Annotated in this window: 22 protein-coding genes and 3 pseudogenes; 10 read left to right on the plus strand and 15 right to left on the minus strand. The window is 71.2% G+C overall.

Annotation, left to right across the window (positions count from 1 at the left end):
- Positions 1-1,050, plus strand: a 1,050-nt coding sequence (locus ABZ641_RS06945) for an SDR family oxidoreductase (protein ID WP_359979752.1), incomplete at its 5' end; no start/stop codon positions are given.
- A 255-nt stretch (positions 1,051-1,305) separates the two neighbouring features.
- On the opposite strand, the pseudogene ABZ641_RS06950 reads toward ABZ641_RS06945, so the two are convergent.
- Positions 1,306-1,464 (minus strand): annotated as a pseudogene (locus ABZ641_RS06950) (IS5/IS1182 family transposase); the annotation flags it as partial.
- A 132-nt stretch (positions 1,465-1,596) separates the two neighbouring features.
- Positions 1,597-2,235, minus strand: a complete 639-nt coding sequence (locus ABZ641_RS06955) for a hypothetical protein (protein ID WP_359979755.1) — start codon at positions 2,233-2,235, stop codon at positions 1,597-1,599.
- Between the two features lie 1,437 nt (positions 2,236-3,672).
- On the opposite strand from ABZ641_RS06955, the gene ABZ641_RS06960 reads away from it, so the two are divergent.
- Positions 3,673-4,440 carry a Ku protein gene (locus ABZ641_RS06960; protein ID WP_359979793.1) on the plus strand — a complete coding sequence of 256 codons (768 nt, stop codon included), beginning with the start codon at positions 3,673-3,675 and terminating at the stop codon, positions 4,438-4,440.
- Positions 4,441-4,446: 6 nt separating this feature from the next.
- On the opposite strand, the gene ABZ641_RS06965 is transcribed toward ABZ641_RS06960, so the two are convergent.
- The gene (locus ABZ641_RS06965; RefSeq protein WP_359979757.1) at positions 4,447-4,614 is read right to left on the minus strand and encodes a hypothetical protein; all 168 of its coding nucleotides are present in this window, start codon (positions 4,612-4,614) and stop codon (positions 4,447-4,449) included.
- A 1,539-nt stretch (positions 4,615-6,153) separates the two neighbouring features.
- Between ABZ641_RS06965 and ABZ641_RS06970 the strand changes: the two genes are divergently transcribed.
- The 3 genes from ABZ641_RS06970 to ABZ641_RS06980 all read left to right on the plus strand — a co-directional run bounded on the left by ABZ641_RS06970 (position 6,154) and on the right by ABZ641_RS06980 (position 9,464).
- On the plus strand, positions 6,154-7,284 hold the full coding sequence (locus ABZ641_RS06970) for a hypothetical protein (RefSeq protein ID WP_344624966.1): 1,131 nt from the start codon (positions 6,154-6,156) through the stop codon (positions 7,282-7,284).
- A gap of 881 nt (positions 7,285-8,165) precedes the next feature.
- Positions 8,166-8,600: a CBS domain-containing protein gene (locus ABZ641_RS06975; protein ID WP_359979760.1), complete on the plus strand. Its 435-nt coding sequence runs from the start codon at positions 8,166-8,168 to the stop codon at positions 8,598-8,600.
- Positions 8,601-9,047: 447 nt separating this feature from the next.
- The gene (locus ABZ641_RS06980; RefSeq protein WP_359979763.1) at positions 9,048-9,464 is read left to right on the plus strand and encodes a hypothetical protein; all 417 of its coding nucleotides are present in this window, start codon (positions 9,048-9,050) and stop codon (positions 9,462-9,464) included.
- 1,211 nt (positions 9,465-10,675) lie between these two features.
- Here ABZ641_RS06980 and ABZ641_RS06985 read toward each other — a convergent pair.
- The 4 genes from ABZ641_RS06985 to ABZ641_RS07000 all read right to left on the minus strand — a co-directional run bounded on the left by ABZ641_RS06985 (position 10,676) and on the right by ABZ641_RS07000 (position 14,941).
- Complete coding sequence (locus ABZ641_RS06985; protein WP_359979766.1) at positions 10,676-11,416, minus strand: alpha/beta hydrolase; 741 nt, start codon at positions 11,414-11,416, stop codon at positions 10,676-10,678.
- A 488-nt stretch (positions 11,417-11,904) separates the two neighbouring features.
- Positions 11,905-12,042: a hypothetical protein gene (locus ABZ641_RS06990; RefSeq protein WP_359979769.1), complete on the minus strand. Its 138-nt coding sequence runs from the start codon at positions 12,040-12,042 to the stop codon at positions 11,905-11,907.
- Positions 12,043-12,211: 169 nt separating this feature from the next.
- Positions 12,212-13,048, minus strand: coding sequence for a PHP domain-containing protein (locus ABZ641_RS06995; protein ID WP_359979771.1), 837 nt, complete (start codon positions 13,046-13,048; stop codon positions 12,212-12,214).
- 1,164 nt (positions 13,049-14,212) lie between these two features.
- Positions 14,213-14,941 carry a TetR/AcrR family transcriptional regulator gene (locus ABZ641_RS07000; protein WP_344624959.1) on the minus strand — a complete coding sequence of 243 codons (729 nt, stop codon included), beginning with the start codon at positions 14,939-14,941 and terminating at the stop codon, positions 14,213-14,215.
- Positions 14,942-15,031: 90 nt separating this feature from the next.
- Between ABZ641_RS07000 and ABZ641_RS07005 the strand changes: the two genes are divergently transcribed.
- The 4 genes from ABZ641_RS07005 (at position 15,032) to ABZ641_RS07020 (ending at position 17,679) form a co-directional block, all read left to right on the plus strand.
- Positions 15,032-15,892 carry an SDR family oxidoreductase gene (locus ABZ641_RS07005; protein WP_359979774.1) on the plus strand — a complete coding sequence of 287 codons (861 nt, stop codon included), beginning with the start codon at positions 15,032-15,034 and terminating at the stop codon, positions 15,890-15,892.
- A 78-nt stretch (positions 15,893-15,970) separates the two neighbouring features.
- Positions 15,971-16,300, plus strand: a complete 330-nt coding sequence (locus ABZ641_RS07010; RefSeq protein WP_359979777.1) for a hypothetical protein — start codon at positions 15,971-15,973, stop codon at positions 16,298-16,300.
- Between the two features lie 304 nt (positions 16,301-16,604).
- Positions 16,605-17,078 carry a VOC family protein gene (locus ABZ641_RS07015; protein WP_344624956.1) on the plus strand — a complete coding sequence of 158 codons (474 nt, stop codon included), beginning with the start codon at positions 16,605-16,607 and terminating at the stop codon, positions 17,076-17,078.
- 178 nt (positions 17,079-17,256) lie between these two features.
- Positions 17,257-17,679: a helix-turn-helix domain-containing protein gene (locus tag ABZ641_RS07020; RefSeq protein WP_359979780.1), complete on the plus strand. Its 423-nt coding sequence runs from the start codon at positions 17,257-17,259 to the stop codon at positions 17,677-17,679.
- Between the two features lie 96 nt (positions 17,680-17,775).
- On the opposite strand, the gene ABZ641_RS07025 is transcribed toward ABZ641_RS07020, so the two are convergent.
- The 8 genes and pseudogenes from ABZ641_RS07025 to ABZ641_RS07060 all read right to left on the minus strand — a co-directional run bounded on the left by ABZ641_RS07025 (position 17,776) and on the right by ABZ641_RS07060 (position 23,386).
- Positions 17,776-17,988 (minus strand): hypothetical protein, encoded by a 213-nt coding sequence (locus tag ABZ641_RS07025; protein ID WP_344624954.1) that lies wholly within the window; start codon positions 17,986-17,988, stop codon positions 17,776-17,778.
- Positions 17,989-18,072: 84 nt separating this feature from the next.
- On the minus strand, positions 18,073-18,291 hold the full coding sequence (locus ABZ641_RS07030) for a hypothetical protein (protein WP_344624953.1): 219 nt from the start codon (positions 18,289-18,291) through the stop codon (positions 18,073-18,075).
- Positions 18,292-18,582: 291 nt separating this feature from the next.
- Positions 18,583-19,026, minus strand: coding sequence for a CBS domain-containing protein (locus ABZ641_RS07035; protein ID WP_359979784.1), 444 nt, complete (start codon positions 19,024-19,026; stop codon positions 18,583-18,585).
- A gap of 466 nt (positions 19,027-19,492) precedes the next feature.
- Positions 19,493-19,831 carry an RNA polymerase-binding protein RbpA gene (locus ABZ641_RS07040; protein WP_359979787.1) on the minus strand — a complete coding sequence of 113 codons (339 nt, stop codon included), beginning with the start codon at positions 19,829-19,831 and terminating at the stop codon, positions 19,493-19,495.
- Between the two features lie 185 nt (positions 19,832-20,016).
- Positions 20,017-20,163, minus strand: a pseudogene (locus ABZ641_RS07045) (IS110 family transposase); the annotation flags it as partial.
- Between the two features lie 20 nt (positions 20,164-20,183).
- Positions 20,184-21,728 carry an FMN-binding glutamate synthase family protein gene (locus tag ABZ641_RS07050; protein WP_344624950.1) on the minus strand — a complete coding sequence of 515 codons (1,545 nt, stop codon included), beginning with the start codon at positions 21,726-21,728 and terminating at the stop codon, positions 20,184-20,186.
- Between the two features lie 127 nt (positions 21,729-21,855).
- The gene (locus ABZ641_RS07055; RefSeq protein WP_359979790.1) at positions 21,856-22,308 is read right to left on the minus strand and encodes an NAD(P)-binding domain-containing protein; all 453 of its coding nucleotides are present in this window, start codon (positions 22,306-22,308) and stop codon (positions 21,856-21,858) included.
- A gap of 118 nt (positions 22,309-22,426) precedes the next feature.
- Entirely contained in the window at positions 22,427-23,386 is a 960-nt protein-coding gene (locus ABZ641_RS07060) for a transcriptional regulator (RefSeq protein ID WP_344624948.1), read from the minus strand.
- Positions 23,387-23,490: 104 nt separating this feature from the next.
- Between ABZ641_RS07060 and ABZ641_RS07065 the strand changes: the two are divergent.
- Positions 23,491-24,021, plus strand: a pseudogene (locus tag ABZ641_RS07065) (acetylhydrolase); the annotation flags it as partial.

Raw genomic sequence — 24,021 nt, forward strand, 5'->3', positions numbered from 1 at the left:
CCACCTCTACACGCCCGGCCTGGTCGAGAAGAACCAGTACGGCGCCGCCGCCGTGCCGGAGCACCAGCCCGAACCGCGGTAGCCGCCCCGCCGGCATGGCTGACCGCCCGCGGCGCCGCACCGGACGCGGTCGCCGAGCGGCTCACCACGGTCGCCGCCGACATCACCCGACCCGGCCTCGCCCTCCCGGCGGCCGACGAACACCGGCTGGAGGGCGTCCGCGACGTCGTCAACCTGGCGGCCCGCTACGCCTTCGGCCTCACCCGCGACGAGGCCCGCGCGGCCAACGTGGACGGCGCGATCCACCCCCTGCACTGGGCCGCCGGCCGCCCCGAGCTGCGGCGGCTGGTCCACCTCTCCGGCTACCGGGTCGGCCGCAGCGCCGGACAGCACCATCCCCTGCCCGCCGCCGACGCCGACCGCCTCTACCGCGAGCTGGGCGCCTACGAGGCGTCCAAGACGGAGGGCGACATCGCCGTGCGCACCCTCGCACCACGGCTGGGCGTGCCGCTGACGGTGGTCAACCCCGGCGCCGTGATCGGGCACTCCCGCACCGGTGAGGCCGGTCAGTACCTCGGCCTGGCCACCCTCGTCGAGCAGCTCTGGGAGCGACGCCTGCCCGCCCTCGCGGGCACCCGGCGCACCGTCGTTCCGGTGGTCGCCGTGGACCACCTCGCCGCCTTCCTCGCCGAGGTCCCGCACCACGACAGGGAACCGCTGCACCTGCACACCGTGCTCGACCCGGCCACGCCGCCGCTGCCCGAACTCGTCGCCCTGGCCGCCGAACGCCTCGGCCTGCGCCCGCCCCGGATGGTGCTGCCCGTCGGCCTGGTCCGCAGACTGCCGCGCGCACTGACCGGCGTCGACCCCGAGACACTCTCCTTCCTCGCGGAGGACACCTACGACACCGCCTCCGCGGCCGCCCTGGAGCGTGCCGCCGGGCTGACCCACCCGCCGGTGCAAAGGCTCATCCAGGACTGGGCAGCCCGCCTGGTCGCCGACCGGTTCCCCGGCGCCGCCGTGCCATCCGCGCCCGCCGCGAGCCCGTGAGAGCCGCCGGTTGATCACGGCGGGCCCCGTACTGCGGACGCCGCGTCCCGGGCCGACCGCCGGGGGGAAAGGGCGGCATCCGATCGGGACGTGGCTCGCGGAGCTGCGGGCTGCGGCGCCGAGTGCCGGTGGGCGAGTCGGGTGCGCCGGTGCCGGAGCGGCGGCGGGCGTCGGAGGAGATCGACCCGTTTCGGTGCCCGAGCCGGCCGGTCGTCCGGCAGCGCACCAAGGCAGTCTCGTTCGGATCTTCTGCTCGTTGCGGAGCCGGTAGGTGCGGCGGTCGAAGGCGGGTGGTCGTCCGCCGCGTGAGCCGCGGTTCAGGCGGCCGAGGACCTGGTCGATGCGTTCGGGGATGGTGTGCCGGATGCCGCGTCTGCGCAGGTAGGCGCGGATCTTGCGGCAGCTGTAGCCCTGATAGGCATCGAGGTCGGTGGTTGCCGGCCTCGGCAGGAACCGCGGCGGCACGGCCCGCTCCGCATCCGACAGCTCATGACGACGAATCACACCGTCATGGTCCCACCGCTTGATCAACTTTGAAGACGGACCCTAGGGGTGACCTGGGGCGTGCTGACCGGCCGGGTCGGGCAGGGCTCCATGGGCCCGGCCGAAACGGGCAGGAGGCTTGGCGGCCGGCCGATGGTGGACGGTGAAGGCGTCGAGGAGGGTGAAGCCGTACTCGTCGAGGAGCCGGCAGACCGGGTCGTCGGGATCTGCGGTGTCGGTGACGGCCGTCATCCCGGCCGCCGCACACAGCGCGGCCTGCCGCAGACACCGGGCGATCAGACGGCGGCCCGGATCCTCATGCAAAGTGTGAAGGCCGTTGCCGCCGCCGTGGAGGGTGAGGCCGTGCAGATGGGCGATGCCCTGGCGGGGAGCGTCCATCAGTGCCTCGGCTCCGGCCGGTCCGTCGCCGGTGCGCAGGGACCAGCCGGCCGGGCGCGGGACGGGATCGGCGTCGTGCGTGCCGGGTTCCTGGTCCACCAGGTGGGGGCCGATGTCACGGTGCCAGTAGTGCTGCCCCGTCAGCGGGGTGAAACCGGCAGCGTGCAGGGCCTTCGCGGTGGCCGGCCGGAAAGCGCAGGGCAGGCCTGCGACCGCAGGCCCGGCGGCCGGGAATCCGGCGAAGGCGTACCAGGGACGGCCCGTTCCCAGCCGGGACCTGGCCCAGGACACCAGGACCGCCATCGCCGCGAAGTCCTCCCCGGCATGCGCCCACAGCACATGGCCGGCCCGCTGCCGCGGCTGCAGCGCGTAGCACACCGCCCCGGCCACATGGCCGCGGGCGTCGAAGAGGACGTCGGTGACCGGCCGGTCGGCGCCGTGGATCTGAGGATGCCCGTCCAGACAGCGGCCGGCCAGGGCATCGGCAAGGGTGCCCCGTGCCGGGCGGAAACTGCCCCGGCAGACAGTCCGCCCGGAGCAGTTCCAGCACCTGGTCCCGGTGGCGCCGGTGATAGGGCCTGATCGTGCACGCCCCGGCCGAGAGCCCACCCGACTCCTGCATCCCATCGCCCTCGCTTCCGTCCGGCTCAGCTGCCGAACGCCGTCTGCCGCCTGTCCGCGGTGGGGCGGCCGCAGCCGCTGCAGGCAGCCACCCCACCGCGGGCGGCCACCGCAGAAACACCCTGTACCCGGCGCATACATGCCACGCCGAAACGAGCGGCCGTCAGGCACGGCCCGTACCTGAGAAAGCCGCCTCCGCTCACCGCCGCTGCGGCGGGGGCCCGAGGCGCCCCAGGCCTCGGCAGGCGGGACAGGCAATCAGGCCCTTCCCGCCCGGAGCAACCAGCGTTCCCCACCCGTTGCACCAACGGCACTCAGCGCCGCGGGCGGGCACCGGCCACCTTCACCTCCCTGCCGGACAGGCCACCGGCCCGCACATCAATACAATTCGCATACATGGCAGCATGAATGCATATTTTGTTATTTCGAGCAAAGGGGGCAAGACCTGCCGTCGCGGGCCTACCGAGGCGGATGGCCCGACGCCGGCGCTCGGGGATGCTGCAATGGGCGGCCCGGCCCGCGCGCCGTGCCTACGCCGGGGGCCGGACCGCAGCCCCTTGCACGCTGGGCTGGGATCGCAAGGGGCAGTCCGCGCCAGACCCTCCACAGGGGGGCGAGGCTAGGCCTGTAACCGCGGCAACCCGCCCATTTCCACGGGGAGCCGCGAATGAGACTGTAAAAACTGCCGCAGCAGCCGGCCCCGGAAGACGCGCCGCACATCACCCGGGTGGCCCGCAGCGGAGCCCGAAAGTTCAGCCCCCCTCGCGCGGCCCCGCCCAGCTGGATCCCCGCACGCCTTGGCTCCGTCGCGGGTCCGCGGGTGGCGCCGAATGCTCAGAGCAGGCCGCCTGGCCCCCGCACCCGGACGGGGTAACGCGCCCGCCCTCGGCACGGAACCGCCCGACGCTGCGCGGCCGGCGGTGCCGATGCCGCCTCGGTGCCGACGGAGACTCCGAAGCGCGTCAAGGTCTGACAATTCCCGCCCGTCGAGCGAGGACCTCGGCGAGTGGTTGCATCCCATCGCCCGAAGCGCCGGGCCGGGGTCCGGGAATTATGATCGACCCGACGCCGAGCAAGTGCCTCCGCCACCGGGACACCGGCGGGTACGGAAAGGCCGTCATGACTGGACCAGTGTGGACCGGCGCTCTGACTATTGGACTCATTACTCTGCCAATAGCCCTGTACAAGGTGGTGGAAACACACGACATCAGCTTCCATCGAATCGAACGCGGCACGTCCGACCGGGTTCGCATTCAATGGGTGAACGAGCGGACCGGCGCCGAGGTGAGCTTCCAGGATCTCGAAAGGGGATTCGACGCCGGAGACGGGGAATACCTGACGATCGAACCGGGCGAATTCGAAGAAATCCCGAACGGAAGATCGAAAAATATCGAAGTTCTGGAATTCGTAAACCTCTCCGAAATTCCCCCGGCCCATTTTCGCACACCCTACTACATCGGCCCGCGAGGAAAAGCGCACGCGAAGACGTACCAGTTGCTGGCTTCCGCAATGGAGCGTTCGCTGCGCGTGGGAGTCGCCCCGTTCTCGATACGCGACAGGACGCACCTCGGCGCCATATACAGCGGAGGTGGAGTGCTGACGTTGCACACCCTCTACTTCGCCGACGAGATACGGGATCCGCATCGCGAAGTTGACCACCTGCCCACGGGCGAAAGAGAATTCGGCGATGCCGAACTCCGGATGGCCGAGCGGCTGATCGACCTTCTCACCACCACGTGGGACCCGCAGAAATATACCGATGCACGCCACGAGCAGATCCGTCGGATCGTCGAGGGAAAACTGGCGGACCGCGAGATGGACGCGCTGCGCCAGAGCCTGGCATCCCTCGGCGAGGACGCGGAAGAAAACGGGCACGAGGAGGCCTGAGCGCAATCAGGGGAGGGCAATGGCGGCCAATTTCCGAAACCCCCGAGACGCCGCCCATTCTGCAAATTCTTCTGTCATGAAATCCTCAGCGGGAGCCTCCCGCCAGGCATCAACGAGGGCGATCTTGGCGGCGCTGCCGATCCGGCTTGGGCAAAGAGTGATGCCCTCGACCATGGGCCATCTTCCCCTGAGTTCGGCTGCGGCGCCCGCCTGGGTCGGCTGGATCGCCGGTGTCCTTCTTGCCCGCTGCAGACGCAGCTCAAGAAACTTCAGCAATAGGGTGCTCGGGACGACCGCAGACAGCCGGGAAGTGTGCAGAACAAGGGGAGCAAGGTGCTCAGACATGGGAGACCTGCCGCCTCTCATGTCACTTCAGGCCTCACTCGGGCAGCTATTTCTCGTTGCCGTAAGGCGAACAGTCGGGCCCCGCCGCACTCGGGGTTCAGGCGGGGCCGCGTATTCTCAGCCTGCACTCTGCCCACCGTACCGCCAACGCGCTACGCCACGGCCGCGGCGAAGACCACTGCAACGGCCCACAGCAGCCGGGCCCCGCTGTGAGTGTCGCGGCTTCAATGGTCTTGCTCACCCATCGCCGCGGCGTCAGCACCGCCTGCCGTGGAGGGTTGGCCGTCTCCAGTCCCCCACATGCCGGAGTCAGCGACCAGTGCATCCCACTCCGGGTCAGGCTGGCCGGGGACACTCCGACCAGCTTCACGCCACAAAAGACTTAGATAGGCGTAGATCGGCATATTCGGGAAGTGCAGGACTGTTTCGGCACTTCCCCGGCGCGGTCCCGGCACCGCTTTCGGCATCGTCACACACGAAGAACGATGCCTCCTGCCGCGGGGCACGCCCCTGCCAGCGACATCTGGGCGGATGCCGGCCGAGACACCGTCGGTGGGCAGCGTGCCGAGCCGCCGACGTGAGCCCGGCGATTCCATGGTGAACATGATCCACATCTGGCTTCGGGCCTTTCCGGAAGCAACCCTGCCGGACTGGGGTCGGAAAGCAGGTTGGAGGGCAGGAGGCCGGAGTCCAGGACGAACGGCATCCCAGTGGCCGGGCTTCCTCGAGCGCGGTCACCCGCCACGGCAGCGATGCCCGCGGTAGAAGGCTGGAGAACACGCGGCTCCGGTCGGCTTGCACAGGACCCCGAGCCGCCGGGTATCCGGGGCTTCCGCAGATCGGACAGGCGTGCGGTACTCGCTCTGATCACTGCATACCTGCTGCCGGGCGGCCCCGGACCCCCACGAGCGCCCCCGTGGCGGTCCGGGCCGCAGGCCCGGACAGACGAGCCCCATTCAGGCTTCTCACACAGGCCGGGTTCATCCCCCCGTCGGCCACCGCCCAGGACGCCCACCCCGCCCGGGCAACCCCTGACCGCCACCCAGAGCGGAATCCCGTCATCCGCTCCGGGCGGCGGAGACCTGCGGCGGCGGCAGCCGCCTCGCCCATGCAGAAGGTGCGTACCCCAATAAATAACCGAAGGAAACTAGCGGATCATCACATCGCCCGAATGCACGAAAATCTTCCGGGCCGTTCGGGGACCATTACCGGCCGCAAAGAATCGATACACCCTGCAGCCCACTGCGCCATATGGCGGGGAGAGCCGGTTCGTGAGCGTGTCAGAGCCTCCGCGTACCAGAGATGACCGAGAATCTCTGAAACCATCCGAGCAACAGCCAAACTCTGCCCAGACCCCGAGGAGCGTGCGTGCCTAACCAGGAGTGGCTCCCCGACCAACCCGTCCGCGTCGGCCGCATCGACTGGCCCGAGCACCAATCGGACGAGGTCTTCCTGCGCCTGCAGACAGGTCAAACCGTTGTTCTGGACCGTCAGCCGTGGCAAGTCCTGGAAATCAACGAATACCCGTACTCCCAGTGGCCGAGGACCTACCAGGAATCCTGGTACGAACACGTGGAGCTGTGGAGTCATTCCGAAAATCTCCATGGCGCCCACAGGAGCACGATGCCCCCCGACCGGGCCAGCTTCTACAAGCGCCCCGTGATCCTGGTTCTGCGCAATGAAAACATCCCCAGGTCCGTTCCGAAACACTGGTGCGCACCGGCCAGCCATGACTGGCACGTCCTCCCGGAGCACTACGCGGTGTGCCGGACCTGTGGCGAACTCCCGCCTTGCCACAACGGAGAACACCGATGGAACGGCGGCCCGCGGCGGACCGAGCACACCGGCTCCGCCCGCCTCATCGTCCCACCGGGATGCTGCATGGGATGCGCTGAGCCCATCAAACCCCGGATGCGAAGCGTCACCTTCCCCGGTGCCAACCTCTGGTATCCCGAGCTCGGCGAAGGAAGCGCGGTCTTCCACGCCCGCACCCACTGCGTCGACCACGTCGAGGACTACCGCAGGGAATGGGAGACTTCATACATCCAAAAGCCACGCTATTCATCCAGCCCGTTGTTCCAGGAATCCCGGGAAGAAAATTCCGTTCCACCGAGGGCACGCCCGGTGGAGGATCAGTTCAGGCTCGCTGAAGGATCTCCCCAGGTCGGCAGTTTTTCTCTCGCGGGAGATTCGCCAGAAATCCTGCACCGAGCACATGCAGGGCCGACGGACATCCTTCCAGCGTCCTCCCTCCCGGCCCTTCACCCGCAACCCCGCGTCGCCTCTCCGCACTCCCTGCCCGGGGCACGCCTCGAATCCAGCCCTCTCACGCAAGTCTCAGGAACAACCGAGCACACCGGGCACACCGGGCACCTCCCGGATCTGCGCAATCCGGAACAGGCCGCACGGGTGATCGAAGAACTCACCACGGCTGTACGCAATATCGCCGCCTACCTGAACAGCGGAACCGGCGTGCAAACCTATACAAGAATTCCATGACCTCGTTCGCACCTTCGACGTCCTGCCGGAGCAGCCTCTGGCGCTGGCACAGTCACTGCATCTGCCACGGGAACGGAGCAGAAGCCAACGAAGGAGCCGTGCGGCACCCGGCCCGGATCCACCGCCATGTCGGCATCCGGGCCGGTCCGGGCGCTTCTTGGCGCTGGCATGCCACACATGTACGGGGCAGATCACGAACCGGGCACATCGGGCGCCGCCATTGCTGCGGCCACTACCCCCCCCGGCCACGGCCGGGATCCTCGGTTCGTGAGATCGGCCCGCGGCATCCGCCCACCCCCGGTGCACACTGCGGCAGGTCCACCGACTGCTCGGTTCCGAGTGTGACCCGCAGACACGGCCCCACCGCGACGCTGCGTCTGATCACCCGCACCCCCGATGCTGCCGCCCGGCCGAGGCGGGGCGGATCACAGACGACGGAAAACGGCGACGACCTTGCCGAGGATGGTCGCGTCCTCGCAGACCTCGCCCGGCCAGTTCCAGGTGGAGATCGACGGACACGCCGCGGCCCGGCTCCTTGCTCTCGCCGCCCCGCTCCGCACAGACACCTTCCCCTGACACCTCCTGCACCAGTCGAGCCGGGCGTGCCCGGTGATGGCCACTGCGCCTCCCGCCACCATTGCGGTCCGCCGATACCTGCCACCCGCCCACCGCGCCAGCCCGTCACGGCTCCGGCCCGCCCTCGATCACCGGCCCCGCCGTCGCCGCCGGCCGACCCGGGGACAGGGCGTGGGGCAAGGACAGCGGCGAGCCCCCTGCACGAGCGGCCGGATTCGAAGTGCGGGCCGCCCGGCACGGTCACAGACTCAAAAATGCCCCGAGCCCGGCACCGTCGGGGCCAGTGAACCGATCGAGGAGGAAGCGTGACCACAGCTCGGGACGTCATGCACGCAGGCGCCCAGTGCATCGGCGCCGACCAGAGCCTGTTGGATGCGGCGAAGATGATGCGCGAGATGGAGGTCGGCGCCCTGCCGATCTGCGGCGCCGACCAGAAGCTCAAGGGCATGGTCACCGACCGCGACATCGTCATCCGGTGTCTGGCCACGGGTGAGGACCCCGCCCGAATGACCGCCATGGACTTGGCCGGCCAGCTGCACTGCGTCCGCGCCGACGACAGCATCGACACCGTCCTCACGAAGATGGAGCAGCACCAGATCCGCCGCATCCCGGTGATCGACAACGACCGCCTGGTCGGGATGATCAGCGAGGCCGACCTGTGCAAGGGCCACCGCGAGGGCGGCCGCCTCACCGACCAGCAGATCATCGAATTCATGGACAGCGTCTACGCCCAGCGCTGACCCGCGCCGCTCCGTTACCGTCACCGACCGGGCGGGCACTACCGCAGCTCGGAGGCCTGCCCGCAGCTCGGGGAGCGCGGTGTCCGGGACGGCGGGATGCTGCCGGGGTGCGGGGCCCGGTTGCCCCGACGGCACGCACCCGGGGGTACGGCGCAGCAGGCGGACGCACCGGCTTCAAGTACCGGCGCCCGAGCGGCGTGAGGGTTCGGCTCCCCCCACCCCGCCGGGCCGTTCGGCGGTCACCGCATGCACCCGGCCCGGCCGGCTGAGCTGCGAACGGAAGCCGGCCGGACCGCAGGGCACACCTCGTGACCGCCCACGTCGTGCCGGACGGCAACCTCGGACGACACCGCCGGACAGAAACGGGGGTCCGCCGTGACACATCCCGGCAATCACCGCCACGGGGACATCGAGGGCATTGAGTTGTGCGACCTGTGCGCTGTCCTCGTGCCCGAGGAGGAGGCCTACCTGTACACGGTCGCGGACTCCTCCGCCACCGCCTGCGGCGCCCTCGAGCACGGCGAGCGCCTGCTGACCGCCTGCTCCTGGGACCACCTGGAAACCCTCGTCACCGCTTACGAACAGCGGCCCTTCGACATGGAGGAACTGTGGGCCTCCATCCTCCTCGAAGCCCACCACCGCCTCGGCCCCGCCAGCACCCAGCACATCTTGCAGGCCACCGGCCTCACCCCCCACCAGCTCGACCGCGCCCGCGACTGGCACCTCCGCCGCCTCCTCCAGCACCCCGGCCAGGAGCAGAACGCCGGCGGCGAAGGCGATCACCCATGGAACTACGAAGAAGACCAAGACGACTGCCGTGACGGACACGACGACGACGGTGGCGGCCACAGCGGCACTGCCTGACCCTGCCATGTCCCTCGATGCCCACGGGCCCCCGCGCGCCTCCCGCCCGGACTCCCGCAGCCCGGCAGACCGCTCATCGATCCCGAGCGCGTCCAGGAACAGCCGCAGATCCTCGGCACCGCAGGCGTGCACGGCGACCACCCCGCGGGCCCGGGCCCGCATCCACTCGTCCACGTGCGCGCCGACCGGCTCGACGCGTACGGCCGGCGACGCCGGATCCCGATTCCCGCGCACCACGGCGGCCACCTCCTTCCGGGTCACGTGCCCAACGCCCCCCGGACATCACGTCCGAACAGGCATACCCGCGGTCGGCGCCCCAGCCGGGCCGGGACCGGGCACAGGGTGTACCCGACGGCGTGTCACATCCGGGCCTGCACATGATCGGCACGGAACGAGGCACAGTGCCGGTATGCCAGACAGCCGACACAACCGCCCCCGCACACACGCCCCCACCCTCCGCCTTTCCGCCGACCAGGCCGGCCGCCACATCACCGTTCCCCAACCTGCCCGACCCGCTCCCGCCACTGCCACGGGGCCGGTGCCGAAACCCCCCGTTGCGTCGCCGTCCCGCCCGGAGGCCGCACCGGCACGCCGGATGCCCGCCTTGGTACCGGCCGCGCGCCGCGGCTGCTGCCAGGCCGTGCGCAGCCGTCAGGTCATGGAAGGCGGCGGCATCCTGCTGCTGACCCGTCACGCCGTCGATTGCCCGGTCTGGTCCACCCGCTGAACCGCAGCATCGCGGCAGGTCCGGGGCGGCTGGCGGACACGGGACCGGGCGGCCCCGGATCGGCGCTGCGCCCGCCCGGCCCGAGAGGAGGACGACCGGTCGGGGCGGCGCGGCAACGCTGCGCTCCATCCGGGGCGCTCGGCCAGTTCGACGAGCGGCAGGGACTTCGGGCACGTCCGGCTCGACGGGAGCCGCCGGTCGGAGCTGGTGATCTCCAACAGCGGCGCCACTGCGGGCGGGCGGTGGCACGGCCGCCCCAGGCGGCCCCGCGGCAAGGTGCGGGTTGAGCCAGAACCCGAGTTCGGGCAGCACTGGAAGCTCTGCAGAAATCGAACAGCTTATGACGTCAGGCAGCATGCGCCCCTGCCGAGAGTTCAGCAGGGGCGCACGATGCAGCGAGCTGCGGAAGGCCGGGTCCCGTCCTCGATGAACGGCGTGCCGGCCGACATCAGCTACCGTCTGCTGCCGGTCCGACGGCCCGCCCTCACTTCAGGTGCCGCGTGAAGAACTGGGCTGCGACGTCCCCCGCGAACTGGGGGACACCGGTATGCCCGCCCATGTTGGCGTGCAGGGACTTCTCCTCGGAGCCGAAGGCATCGAACAGGTCCAGGGCCGCCTGCCGGTCGTTCCCTTCGTCGTCCCACTGCAGCATGACGTGCAGCGGAATGGTGACCTGCCGGGCCTCCTCGAACATGGCGCGAGGCACGAAACTCCCGGCGAACAGCACGGCGGCCGAAATGCGCGGCTCGACCACCGCCAGCCGGATGCCGATGGAGATCACTCCCCCCGAGTAGGCGACCGGACCACCGATCCCGGGCAGTGCGAGGAGGGCGTCCAGGGCGGCCTGCCATTCCGGGACCGCCTTGTCGACCAGCGGGAGGATGAGGGCGTCGACGATCTCGTCGCTGACCGGCTCGCCGGCCGCCATCACCCGGCGCAGGTCGGCGCGGGCCCGCTCGGCGGCGGGCCAACGGGGCCGGTCGCCGCTTCCGGGGAGCTCGATGGTGGCCGTGGCGAAGCCCTCCGCCGCGGAGTGCCGGGCCCGGGCGGCCAGTCGGGGGTACATCGTGCGCAGCCCGAGGGGCGGGTGGCCGAGCAGGATCAGCGGTGCCGGTGCGGATGTGGAGGCGGATGCGGGCGTCCACAGGATGCCGGGGATCTCGCCGAGGGTGAATTCGCGTTCGACGACGCCGTCGTCGAGGTGCTGCTCAGAGGTGAAGTGCACGGTCGTGCCTTTCGGGAGGGCTCAGAAACGGCGCTCCCGGACGACCTGTCGTCCGACCGTGACCCCGGAGGAGAGCACCCATGTCGGTACTGCGTTCACGGGTACCACCTCCTCGTTCTCTCGCACGGCTTCCGGGAACCTAGCAGTGGTCGCCTCGTCCGCCAAACGGTTTTTGCGTCCCTGCGACGGCGGGGTTCACCGACGCTGTCGCTTCTCATGACCTGCTTGAGCAGCACCGCGAGCAGCCGGGCGGCGGCTGCGGCGGCGAAGGCGATGTGGAGGTGCACGAAGGGTCCTCGGGCATGGTGGCGGGCGGTCGCCCGGGCCGGCGCCTGTCGCGAAGGTGCCCACCGGGTCGGACGTGTCTCGCTGAGCACCTCTCTTCTCGCGCTCCTGGGCGGCAACGACGGTCAGGAAGGCGGGTGAGAGCACGGCCTGCTGCCCGTGGGGCGGACAGCAGGCCAGGTGGGGAGAGCGCGGGTCGCTGTTCAGTCGGCTGCTGTGCGGAGGTGGTCGGGCCAGGTGGTCGGGTCGCCGCCGAGGTGGCTGTGGATCCGCTGGGCCCAGCGTTCCAGGCCGAAGCCGACGCAGGTGGAGTGGGGCGTGGAAGAAGTGGGCGGCCCCACCGGTCCGCTCCCCGTGTCGTTGACGAGTGAGCCGGCCGGGCGTGCCGGTTCGGTGGCATCGGCGGCCGTGGCTCGGCGGGTGGTCGGCACGCGGTGTCCAGCAGCGCGGCGAGGTGGAACAGGACGGGGTGGCCTCGGAGCGGACGACCCATCGGGTGACCACCGTCGGTCACCCGCGGCTCCAGAAACCGTGGGGATCACGGCCTGGGCGAAAGCCTGCGGCTTCGGCCATGCCGACGGCATCGCCGAAGCCCCGGGCAACGGCGTCGGGATCGTGCGCGTCACTGGCGAAGGTGATGGCCTGGCCACCCTCCTCACGCCACCAGGCCAGCACCTCGGAGCGCAGTGGAACCCTCGTGTTGACTTCGAGGACCTTGCCGGCCGTCGCGAGGCAGCGCAGGACGTGGCGGTACTCCTCCTCGAAGTCGTAAGGGTCGTACGGCTTCCCGTCCGCGGGCCAGTGACGGACCGGGTAGTCGATGTGCGCCAGCACTTCAAACGACTCGAACTGTTGGATCAGCCGGACGGTTTCAGCCAGGTAGGCGCGGACGACCTGGGCAGGCGACTGATCGTCGTAGCGGGCGGAGACCTCGGTGAAGCCGTCGCCGGCGGCAGTCGGCGCGGAGTGCACCGAAGCCAGCACCCGCTCGAAAGCCCCCGCGTCGAGGAGGGCGGCGGCACGGGCGCGATGCCAGTGCGGTTCGCTCAGCTCGACGCCGGACAGGATGCGCAAGCCCGGATGACGCTCGCGGCATCGCTCCAGGCACTCGTGGTATCCGCCGACATCGAGAGGAGGCGGAGTCAGCACGCTGTCCACCAGCAGCGGATTCCACTCCTCGGGGACCTTCACACCAGGGCTGAGCCTCCAGGGTGTGAGGTCCGCGTGCTCGGTGAACGCCACCGAGGGCAACCCGAGTTCAACCGCCCGGAGGCAGCTGCGTTCCATCGACCCGGCCAGTGCGTCCCAGGACCACTGACTATGCACATGACTGTCCGGTGGCAGCATGCCCCATCCCCTTCCATGCCGCTGAGGACCAGATACGAGGTCTGGGTCCGGCAGCGGGCGCCGACGCCCACGACGAAGGACGGGAAAAAGGCATCGACAGGTTGCACACGTAGGGCGTCAGGCAACGTGGCCGGGTCCTCCCGCGCCGGTCCTGTCAGGGACGCAGCCCGAGCGGACCCGGGACGGTCGACCCATCGGCCGGCCCTCCGAAGCAGCGGCCGCAGAGCCCGCCACGCACCGCGGTGTGACGAAACATCCGGGCCACTCCGGCGGCGCCCGGATGACCTCGGCCCTCACCTGCGCACTCCCCGACCGGCCCGCCGCCGTCGTACCGGTCGCCGGCCTGCGCGCCGGCCGGCCGGACCCCACAGACGACAGTACGCCCGACCCCGCATCCTGCCGCCCCGCAAAGCCCGTGCCCGTCCTCGCTGTTCACGGGCAGCAGGACCCCATCAACCCGTACGACGCGCCGGCAACCCCGCCTGGCGCTACTCCGTACCGGCCGCCCTCACCCGCTGGGCCGAACCCAACGGATGCCGACCCGACCCGACCACCTCCCCGGCGACCGAACACGTCACCCCGACCGCTTACCGCAGGTGCCACCGCGGCGCCGACACCGAGCTCCACACCGTCGCCGACGGCGGCCACACCTGGACCGGCTCCCCGCACGAATTCGACGGCCTCGGCTCCACCACCCACGAGATCGACGCCAACACGCCGATCTGGCAGTTCTTCCGCCGCCACCACCGCTGATCCGGCCTCGATGGCCCGGCAGCTTGGTCAGCAGGCTGTCGGGCAAAGAGCGTCGGGACGATGTAGCGCGGGCCAGGGTCCGGAAGCACCGGAGCGTCGGCTCGGCACAGCCCGGAGCCGCTGCGAGAAGGCAAGCAGTCGGTACGTAGCCCACCTCGGCGGGCGTGTTGAACGGTGGGAGCACGGTCTCGGCGAGCACGCCCCGGTTGTCCGGCGGGTCGATGATGCCGAATAGCCGGGTGTTGAGGCGCTGGTACTCCTCCCCCGGATCCGGGTTCGGGGCGTCCATGTCGGGCGCCACGCCGTACGGAACGAGCCCGCGGTCGGCGCCGTCCTCGGCCCGGCGCCGCCGCCTCGTCGAACGACCTCTCCTCGGGAGGTTCGACCTGCACGAGGACGCCTGACGCGGGATCAGGCCTGCGGCACGCCACCGTCTGCCGCCAGGCGGGTGAGCCACTCGCGCAGCAGGCGCTGCTCGGCGTCGCTCAGGACGTCCGCGTCGTCGGGGAGGGCGGCGCGCAGCGCGCGGGCCGCCGGGGCGGGACCGGTCTCCGCGGCGGAGAGCGTCGGTTCGGCGCGGGTGACGGCGGCGACCATGGACTCGCGCAGGATGGTCAGCAGTGCCGGATTGCGGCGTTCCGCAGGGGTGGAGTGCCAGGTGATGACCGCGCCCCGGCCGGTGGCCTGGATGATCTGGGCGGCCAGTTCCTCGTCGACCCGCAGCCACCCCCCGGCCGCCAGCCGGCGCACCCGCCCGTGGAGGATCTCCAGGCCCGCGCGGTGTGCTGCGTCCGACCCCCGGCCGGTGGCCCGGTTCATCACCGCGAACAGCTCCGGGCGCGAGACCCCGAACTCCACCACCAGGTCCCAACCACGGCGCAGCTCCTCCACCGGGTCCTCCGGGGCGGGGTCGAGCTGCGCGCGCTTGCTCTCCAGGAACTGTGCGTAGCCGTACTCGGCGACCGCCTCCAGCAGCCCCTCCTTGTCGCCGAAGAGGCGGTAGATCGCCGGCGGCTGCATCCCGGCCGCGGCGGCGACCGCGCGGGTGCTCACCGCATCCGGCCCGCCGTTCTCCAGCAGGTCGACGGCCGCCACGACGATGCGGTGGCGAGGACTGTCGACGGTGTCGCGCATAGGCATGAATCGATGATATCGGAGGCTTGATTCCATCGTTAGTTTCAGTGTTACCATCAAGATGATTCCACTGGAAACAACATGGGGAGAACATCCGTGATCATCGTGACCGGAGCCACCGGAAAGCTCGGCCGCCGCACCGTCGAGCGCCTCCTGGACCGCTTCCCCGCCGACCACCTCGGCGTCAGCGTCCGCGACCCCCACAAGGCCCAGGACCTCGCCGACCGCGGCGTCCGCGTCCGGCAGGGCGACTTCGACGACCCCGCCTCGCTCGTGCACGCCTTCGAGGGCGCCGAACAACTGCTCCTCGTCTCCCTCGACCGCACGGGCGAGGAGTGCGTCACCGGCCACCGCGCCGCCATCGACGCCGCCGTGAAGGCCGGCGTCGGCCGCATCCTCTACACCAGCCAGATGGGCGCCGCCCACGACTCCCGCTTCCAGGCCTGCCGCGACCACGCCCGGACGGAGGACCTGCTGCGCGCCACCGGCCTGCCCTGGACCGCGCTGCGCAACGGCTTCTACACGGCCAGCGCCTTGCTGTTCCTGGAGTCCGCCCGCCACACCGGCGACATCGCCCTCCCCGCCGACGGCCCCGTCGCCTGGACCGGCCACGACGACCTCGCCGAGGCGACCGCGGCGATCCTCGCCGACGAGGGCCGTTTCGAGGGGCCCACCCCACCGCTCACCGGCGCGGCGGCGCTCGACTTCGACGCCGTCGCCGAGATCGCAACCCGGGCCACCGGACGGCCCTTCACCCGCGCCGTCGTCCCCGACGACGCCTTCCGCGAGCAGGCCCTGGCACACGGCGCCCCGGCCCCGATCGCCGACCTGATGCTGAGCATCTTCGCGGCAGCACGGAACGGCGAGTTCACCGCCACCGACCCGACGCTGGCCGAACTGATCGGCCGAGAGCCCGCCACCTTCCACACCCTGCTGGAGCACGCCTGGGCCGCATAGACCCGGCGGGGCGCGCACCGGCCCCCATGTGCGTCGTCCCCGGCGCCCGTCACCCAGCACACCCGCCCGCTCGACCGGGTGCAGACCGACGGCAGGGGCGGCGACGCGATCACCCTGTCGGGACACGCCCTGCGCTCCCACGCCTTCCGCCTCCTGGACAACGGATTCGGCTCTGGTGAACCGAAGCTCCGCCAGCGGGAGTTCACGCAGCTCGTCGCCACCATCGCCGCAGGTGGAACGGCAGTGCACCCGCATCCGTTCCCGCCGGCCGAGGCGAAGAAGGCGCGCCCACAAAGACACACCAGGAGAACGCACCGTCATCATCCTTGGAAGCCCGCGTCCCTGACGCCCGGAACCTTCGCCCCGGGCGTCAGGGGCCTGCTCATTCGCGCCGCCGCTGAGCAGTGACCTGCTACGACGCCGGACCCGCCGGGCCCAGAGCCCCGCCGCCCACCCGCTGACCCCACGGCCCACGGCCCACGGACCTGGTGGTCAGGTCGAGCAGGCACAGCGGGCCCATCGGGTGGGCGCAGCCGGGCACCGCTCTGCTACGCCGGAGCGAGAGGCCCGTTGCTCGCTCGTGGGTGAAGAGCCTCCACTGCGACGCATGAATATCGTCGAGGTCCTCGATCCGCACCGACCACAGGTGCTTCCCCGTGAAGAGGCGCAGGCTGGGAATGCCGCACGGCCATGCGCGCCATACGCTCGACACATGTCCGACGTCACGCCTGTCGGCGCCACGGCCGGCGACCTTCCCGCACCGGCCGAGGGCCTGGTGCTCACGCACTTCCTCACGGTCAGCGACGTCCCTCGCTCCCGAGCGTTCTACGTCGACGTACTGGGTGGAAGGGTCGTGCTGGACGAGAACCCCTGCATCGTCAAGGCCGCCAACAGCTGGATCATCATGAACCCGGGCGGCGGGCCCACCGACGACAAGCCCGATGTCGTCCTGCGCACGCCGGAGGACCCCAACACGGTCTCCAGCTTCCTCAACGTACGGGTGGCGGACATCCACGACTTCTACGCCAGGGCGCGCGCCAAAGGGGCCGAGTTCCTCACCCCGCCCATCGACCGCCGAGCCGAGCTCCGCTGCTACATGCGCGATCCGGACGGCTACCTCATCGAGGTGGGCCAGGCCACCGGGCTGCTCAAGGGCATCCTGGCGCGCGTCGACACCGAAGCCTGACGAAGGCGCCTCAGCAGGGATCCGTCCCTCCTACCCCACGACCGGGCATCGGGCCCCGAGCCGACCGCCACTCCCGGCGGCGTCATCGCTGGCGACCCGCCGACCCCGGCGCCTGCCGCATCCGCCTCACCGATGCCTGGGCCGGCGCCACCCACCGATTCGGGCCGGGCTCCCACAGTTGGTGGCCAGGGTGCTCGCCGCATTGTTCACCACGGACAGCGGCGACCTCACCTCCGCGGAACTCGTACGACGCCTGCACGTCAGCCCCGCGTCCGGCTCCAAGGCCCCGGGCCACCTGGAAACCCAGGCACTCGTCAGACCCGAACGTGATCCCCACAGCCGCGCCGAACGCTACGCCGTCGTCGACGACGACGACGTAGCGTTCCGACCCGTCATGGCCGACGTGCGCAACCAGCCCCGGATCGCCGAGGCTTGCGGGGCCGTGGCCCAGAAGCTCGGCACCACCACCCCCGCCGGCGCCCGCCTGGAGATCACGAGTCAGTTCCTCCTCCACGTCACCGACGACCTGGCCCGCTCAGCCCGGCAATGGCACCGGATCTACTCCACTGACCCTCGGAAGACGTCCGGGACCGACGGCTGAACAGGTCACGTTGACCTCGGCTTGTTCTTCAACCCAGGGCCGGCAGATCCAGCCGCAGCCGATCTGCCCGTACGTGAAAACGCGAATCGCAGATTCTCAGTGCCAGCCGGTATACCCGTCCTGGCCTCCCGGCCCGGGGTCTCCGTTGGACAGGAGGCCGATCAGGCCGCAGACCACCACGATCAGCACGAGCAGGACCAGCCAGAAGGTGTCCTCGGGCCCGGGACGGTACGGGCGCGAGGGGCGGCCGGTTCGGTCACCGCCTTCGTCGTCGCTGCGGCCTTCGGCATCGTTGTCCTCATCGAGCACCGTGCTCTCCCTCCCCGCAGGTCCACGGCTGTGGGGCACGGCCGGCGTCAAGCCCCTTGTCCATGGACTCCGGCCTGCGGAACGTCACTTGTAGGGCGGCATGTTGTAGGCCGGGCTTCCGGGGCTCCAATCCATGTGGGACACGAGGACGGTCAGGAGGAGAACCACGACGATCACAACGAGCACCCCCACCCAGAAACTGTCCGCGGGTCCGGGACGGTGCGGCTGCGGTGAGCTGCCCGACCGGTCGCCATCGCCTTCACCTGCACGGTCCTCGGTATCACTGTCCTCATCGGGTGCCACGGCCCCTCCTTCGCGCCCAGGGCCATAGCACCGCCCCGCACGGCAGTCGTCAAGACCGCCCGCAACGGCCGGCCTCACCCGCACGCCCGGCACCGGCCGGCCGCCGCCCCGGGAAAGGCCGGCGCAGCCGGCCGGCGCTCCGCCACTGCCACTGACCTGACGCGCACCACCTGCCGAGCACAAGCACCTCGTGCCGCAGACGACCTGCGGAATCCGGAGTCCGACCCCATCCGGAGCCGGTGGACCGCCTGGCGGCGTCCGGCAGCTGGGCCCGGGGCTCACAGCGTCCGTTCAGGCGTCGGGGGCGTCGGGGGCCGCGAGGAGGGCGGTGACGCTGGTGCGGGTGAGGATGCCGAGGAGATGTCCGTCTTCGTCGACGACGGGCCACGGGTCGAGACCTCTTACGCGCATGGTCACCGCGGCGCGGGGTAGCGCCAGGGTCGGCCAGGCGAACGGGTCGCACCGGCGCATCGCGTCCTGGACCTGGGAGTGGTCGCTGTACCAGGCGCAGGCGAGGAACGGGGTGAGCGAGGAGGGGGTGACCACGCCCTGGCAGCGGCCGTCGTCCGTGCACACCAGCAGGCAGGTGGCACCGGTGTCGGCGAGGAGGCGCCCGGCCTGTTCGATGCCGGTGCCCGGGGTGATGCGCGGCCCGCACGGCTCCATCGCGTCCGCGACCGTCAGCCCGCGCCAAGCGACGGCAGCCGGGACGGTCGGGCGGTTCCGGGCAGTCATGGCGTCACGAATCCTGCCCCGGCGCCGCGCCCGTCGCCGGTACCTGCGTGTCCGGGACGAGGCCGGCGTGGCAGCCGGGATCGACAAGCCCCGAACACTGCCCTCAGCCTACGCCGCCCACCGGATCCGGCCTGCACCGTTCACCGCCTCGAACGTTCACGCCGGCAGGGAGCAGGGGCAGTGACGCCGGGGCGTTCCCGGCGGGTGGGCTCCGCTTCACCGAGTCGCCGGAGGAGCCCGGACGAGGACGTGGGAAACGCCGCAGGAAGGACGGCCGCCCGATCGTCCGGGTCCTCGCCGCAGGCGACCGCCGCGACACCTGCTGCAACCGGTAAACGCAGACTGCCGAAGGCCGGCGACCGTTGGTGGGGGGTGGTCGGCGCCACAGCGACGTGTCCTGCTCCGCCGCCCCCGGGGTGGGCCGGGAAGACGGCGCCGCGGCCGGTCGCGGCGCCGTTCCGGGAGCTCAGATGGTTCCGCGCAGCTTGGCCAGTGCCTCGTTGAGCAGGATCTCGCCGTCTTCCTGGGTGCGGCGTTGCCGGACGTAGCCCAGGTGCGTCTTGTAGGGGGCGTGGCCCGGGGCGACGGGCACGTCGTCGGGGTCGGGGCCGGCGGGCAGACCGCAGCTGCGGCAGTCCCATTCCTGCGGGACCACAGCCTCGATCGCGAAGCTGATCTGGGTCCGGTGGCCGTTGCCGCACCAGAAGGACACCGTTGTGCGAGGGGCGAGATCGCCGCGCTCGGACTCCCCCATGGGCCCCGAACCGATCCGCGCACCCCTGATGCCGCCACGTCCCTGTGCCACGATCGCTCTCCTCGGCCATGATGTCCACGCCTCGGATGTGCATGGAGACGCCCAGCGTACGGCCACCTCGGCGAACCCGGACGACAGCCCCCTGCGCTGGCGCCGAACCTCGCGGTGCCTGCCCCGACAGGGCGCCCCGCCCTTGGCTGCCGAACTGATCTGCACGCCGCTTCCTCATGTCGTTGTCAAGGGGTCTCGGTCACTGGGGGTATGACGCGGTAGCACCGTCGGTCACGGATCGGGGCCCGCAGGACGTTGACCCGTCGCCGGGCCAGGGCCGTCACGGCCTGGATGTGCCGCTTTCCTTCCGCGCGCTTCCGGTCATGGAACGCGGACCGTACCGGTCGACGCGTCAGACCGCGGGCTTCCGGGCCGGGTTCGGCCCGACGGTGAGAAGCGCCGTGATCTCCTCGGCGAGCTCCGGACCGAGCGATCCCCAGCCGTCCTTGTAGCCGTAGACGCCGGCCAGCGTGCGGGCCTCGTAGTCGCCGTTCATGATCTCGACGTCGTCGGCCGTGATCAGCGCCGGGTGCGCGACACCGACCGCCGCCGAGACCTTCATCAGCTCCCGGCGCAGGGTGCGCAGGTACAGCGCGGCCCGGGTCGACTTCGAGGCCGGGTCGAGGCCACGGGCCAGCCACGGGTTCTGGGTCGCGATGCCCGTCGGGCACTTGTCGGTGTGGCACTTCTGCGCCTGGATGCAGCCGATCGACAGCATCGCCTCACGGGCCACGTTGATCATGTCGACACCCAGCGCGAAGGCGACCGTGGCGTTCTCCGGCAGGCCGAGCTTGCCCGAGCCGATGAAGGTCAGCTCGTCGGTCAGCCCCAGCTCGGCGAAGGTGCCGTACACCCTGGAGAAGCCCATCCGGAACGGCAGCGACACCGAGTCCGCGAACATCCGCGGAGCCGCCCCCGTCCCGCCCTCGCCGCCGTCGACGGTCACGAAGTCCACTCCGCGGTCGCCGCGCGCCATCAGCGCGGCCAGCTCCTGCCAGAAGCCCATCTCGCCCACCGCGCTCTTCACCCCGACGGGCAGCCCGGTCTCGGCCGCGAGCAGCTCGACGAAGTCCAGCATCGAGTCCACGTCGCCGAACGCGCTGTGCCGCGACGGCGAGGCACAGTCCTGCCCGGCCGGGATGCCGCGGATGGCGGCGATCTCCGGGGTCACCTTCGCCCCCGGCAGCATGCCGCCCAACCCGGGCTTGGCCCCCTGCGAGAGCTTGATCTCGATCGCCTTGACCGGTGCGCCGGCGACCACGTCCTTGAGCTTGTCGAGGTTGAAGCCGCCGTCCGCGTCGCGGCAGCCGAAGTACGAGGTGCCGAGCTGGAGGACCAGGTCACCGCCGTTGCGGTGGTACGGCGACAGGCCGCCCTCGCCCGTGTTGTGCATCGCGCCGGCCAGCGCCGCGCCCTGGTTGAGCGCCGTGATCGCCGGGCCCGACAGCGACCCGAAGCTCATCGCCGATATGTTCACCACGCTCGCCGGCCGGAACGCCTTCGCCCGCCCGCGCGGTCCGCCGAGCACCTTCGCCGAGGGCAGCGGGGCCTGCGGGTCGTGCAGGTCGGGCAGCGGGCCGGCGAAGGTGCGCTGCTTGACGTACGCGTGCCCCTGGACGTGCTCCACGTCCACCTCGGTGCCGAACCCGAAGTAGTTGTTCTCCTCCTTCGCCGAGGCGTAGATCCAGGTCCGCTGGTCACGGCTGAACGGGCGCTCCTCCTCGTTGGAGGCCACGATGTACTGCCGCAGCTCCGGCCCGATCCGCTCCAGCAGGTACCGGGCGTGCCCGACGACCGGGAAGTTCCGCTGCAGCGCGTGCCTCTTCTGCACGAGGTCACGGACAGCCAAGGCCGCCACCGCGGTCGCAGCGGCCGCGCCGATCTTCCGGGCATTCATGGACGTTCCCCCCTCGCTGTGCACAGCTCCGTCGCGGTGCGATGGTGCTGATGCTAGGGGGCCGCGCGCATCGGCATGCAGTCAGGGGCCGGGCGCCGGCGGCCCGGTGAATCCGGGTGAGCCCGGCTCAGCGGGCGAGGGAGACGGCGAAGGGCTTGAAGCCGTGTCGGCGCAGGATGTGGGGAACCACGAGGATCATGGCCTCGGTGGCGCGGGCTGTGGTGATGCCGCCGAGGTCCTCGATCCATGCGGGCTGCCGGCCCGGGTCGCCGGGCAGGCCGTCATCGGTGTCGCGGGCGGAGTTGGAGACGTCGACGAGGAGCTTGCCGGAGAGCTCGGTGCGCAGGCCGGCCAGGCGGTCCGGGGAGGTGTCGCCGGGCGTCGCGTTGATCACGATGTCCGCGGTTCGGGCGGTGGTGCGCTGGTCGGCGAAGGCGATCCGCGGGGCGGTGCCGGCGGCGGGCGCTGCGGTCCCTTCCGGGTTCCGGACCCCGGAGGTGACGCGGTGTCCGGCTGCGGAGAGCCTGCCGGCGAGGTCGGCGCCGACGCGGTCGGCACCCAGGATGCCGATGCTGGTCATGAGGTGGTGTTCTTTCCCCCCCAGACTCACGCCCACGAGTGCCGTGACCGCACACGTTCGCCGGGTCGGCGCCGGTGGCGCCCGAACCGGGAGATCCGGTCGTGGCCTGCGGCCGACCCTAGGCATCCTGCCGTAGCAACAGGCTGCCGAGCGTGGTGCGCCGGTGCAGGACCGCCTTGCCGGCACGCGAAGTGGCAATCAGTCCGGCGCCGCGAAGGGCTCTGGTGTGAGCCGAGACGGTGGCGGCGCTGACGCGGAGCTGTCGGGCGAGCCCGGTCGTGGTGCGTTCCTCGGCCAGCAGGTGCAGCAGCTCGACGCGCGTGTTCCCGATCACCTTGGCCAGCGCCTCTCGACCGGCGGAACCATCGGGCTGCGGCAGGATGCCGGCACCCGCCGGGTAGGTGACAGCAACCGGGCGGTCGGGAAGGTCGGACAACAGCGGCCCGCCGGTCCAGTGGAAGCTGGGCAGGAGGAGCAGCCCGCGCCCGCCGAGGTGGACCTCCCGCGGCCTGCCCGGGAGCTCCCACACGCCTCCGTACAGGCGGGCTCCGGGCAGCAGTCCGGCCAGCACCGAGCCGACGCCGCCTTCGGCGAGTTGCACGGCCCGACGCACGAACTCGGCGTGGTGCAGGTCCTGCACCTGCGCCCAGACCGGGCCGAGCAGCACCGTGAACGCCGCGTGCTGCGCACGGCGGACCGAGCGCCATGCCTCGGGGGCACCTCGGTGCAGTTCGTGGATCCACGCCGGGGGAGGCGTGCGCGCGGGTGCGTAGACCCGTTCCAGTTCGGCACCGACCAGCTCGGCCGGGGCCGAGCGGACCTGTTCCAGGGCGTCGGGGAGGGAGTCCGCCAGCACGTCCAGAAAGCTCGGCGCCCGCCCGGCCGGGACGAGGTCCGCGAGCGGGAGGGCGGCGTTCGGCAGGACGCGCAACGCCCTGCGGCGCCATGAGCCGTGGAGGAGTTCGCCGTCCCGGCGGCACATCATCGTCAGCGCCACGTTGAGCTCCTGGAGCGGTGCCGGCCGAGGCGCGAGGCTGACCCGCGCGAAGTCGTCCGGCGTGAAGTGGATCCGGAGCACGGCTCCCCCTGCGTGTCGGCCCCGACAGCGTCCCGGAGCGCCATCCTTGAGCCCCGAACCTAAACGATCGCGGGTGCCGGGCCGGGCGGGACAGCCTGCAGGACATGACTCACGACTCCCCGATCAGCCGACGCACCGTCACCAGGTCCGCACTGCTCGGCTCCGCCGCCCTGTTGCTCGGCACCGGTGGCCGCGCCCACGCCGACTCCCGGGCCACCACCGAGGGACCGGTCCCGGGCGGTGCCGTGCTCACCCTGCCGGCGCCCACGGGCCGCCACCCCGTGGGGTGCTGGCCCGTGTACCTCGTCGACGACTCCCGGCGCGACCCGTGGGACCCCACGATCCCCGTGAGGGAGCTCATGCTGACGGTCCACTACCCGGCCCGCGACGTCACCGGCCTCGCCCCGGCTCCCCAGATGCCGCCGCAGGCCGCGACCTGGTTCGGACGGATCGCGCCGCTCACGCCGCTCCGTCTGCCTGCCGCGGGCGTGGACTGGGGCGCCACCCGGTCCCACGCGTTCGAGGGAGCGTCGCCGCTGCCGGGCCGACGGCCGGTGCTGGTGTACAGCCCGGGCGGCGGCGACCCGCGCGGCCTGGGGACGTCCCTGGCCGAAGACCTGGCCAGTCACGGCGCC

It is taken from the genome of Kitasatospora sp. NPDC007106 (assembly GCF_040634455.1).
Taxonomy (GTDB): Bacteria; Actinomycetota; Actinomycetes; order Streptomycetales; family Streptomycetaceae; genus Kitasatospora; species Kitasatospora arboriphila.

Coding starts and splice junctions, on each gene's coding strand:
- ABZ641_RS07050 (WP_344624950.1), bottom strand. CDS start 21,728: ATGAATGCCCGGAAGATCGGCGCGGCCGCTGCGACCGCGGTGGCGGCC.
- ABZ641_RS06955 (WP_359979755.1), bottom strand. CDS start 2,235: ATGGCGGTCCTGGTGTCCTGGGCCAGGTCCCGGCTGGGAACGGGCCGT.
- ABZ641_RS06960 (WP_359979793.1), top strand. CDS start 3,673: ATGACTGGACCAGTGTGGACCGGCGCTCTGACTATTGGACTCATTACT.
- ABZ641_RS07035 (WP_359979784.1), bottom strand. CDS start 19,026: ATGACTGCCCGGAACCGCCCGACCGTCCCGGCTGCCGTCGCTTGGCGC.
- ABZ641_RS06965 (WP_359979757.1), bottom strand. CDS start 4,614: ATGGTCGAGGGCATCACTCTTTGCCCAAGCCGGATCGGCAGCGCCGCC.
- ABZ641_RS07015 (WP_344624956.1), top strand. CDS start 16,605: ATGTCCGACGTCACGCCTGTCGGCGCCACGGCCGGCGACCTTCCCGCA.
- ABZ641_RS07000 (WP_344624959.1), bottom strand. CDS start 14,941: ATGCCTATGCGCGACACCGTCGACAGTCCTCGCCACCGCATCGTCGTG.
- ABZ641_RS07055 (WP_359979790.1), bottom strand. CDS start 22,308: ATGACCAGCATCGGCATCCTGGGTGCCGACCGCGTCGGCGCCGACCTC.
- ABZ641_RS06995 (WP_359979771.1), bottom strand. CDS start 13,048: ATGCTGCCACCGGACAGTCATGTGCATAGTCAGTGGTCCTGGGACGCA.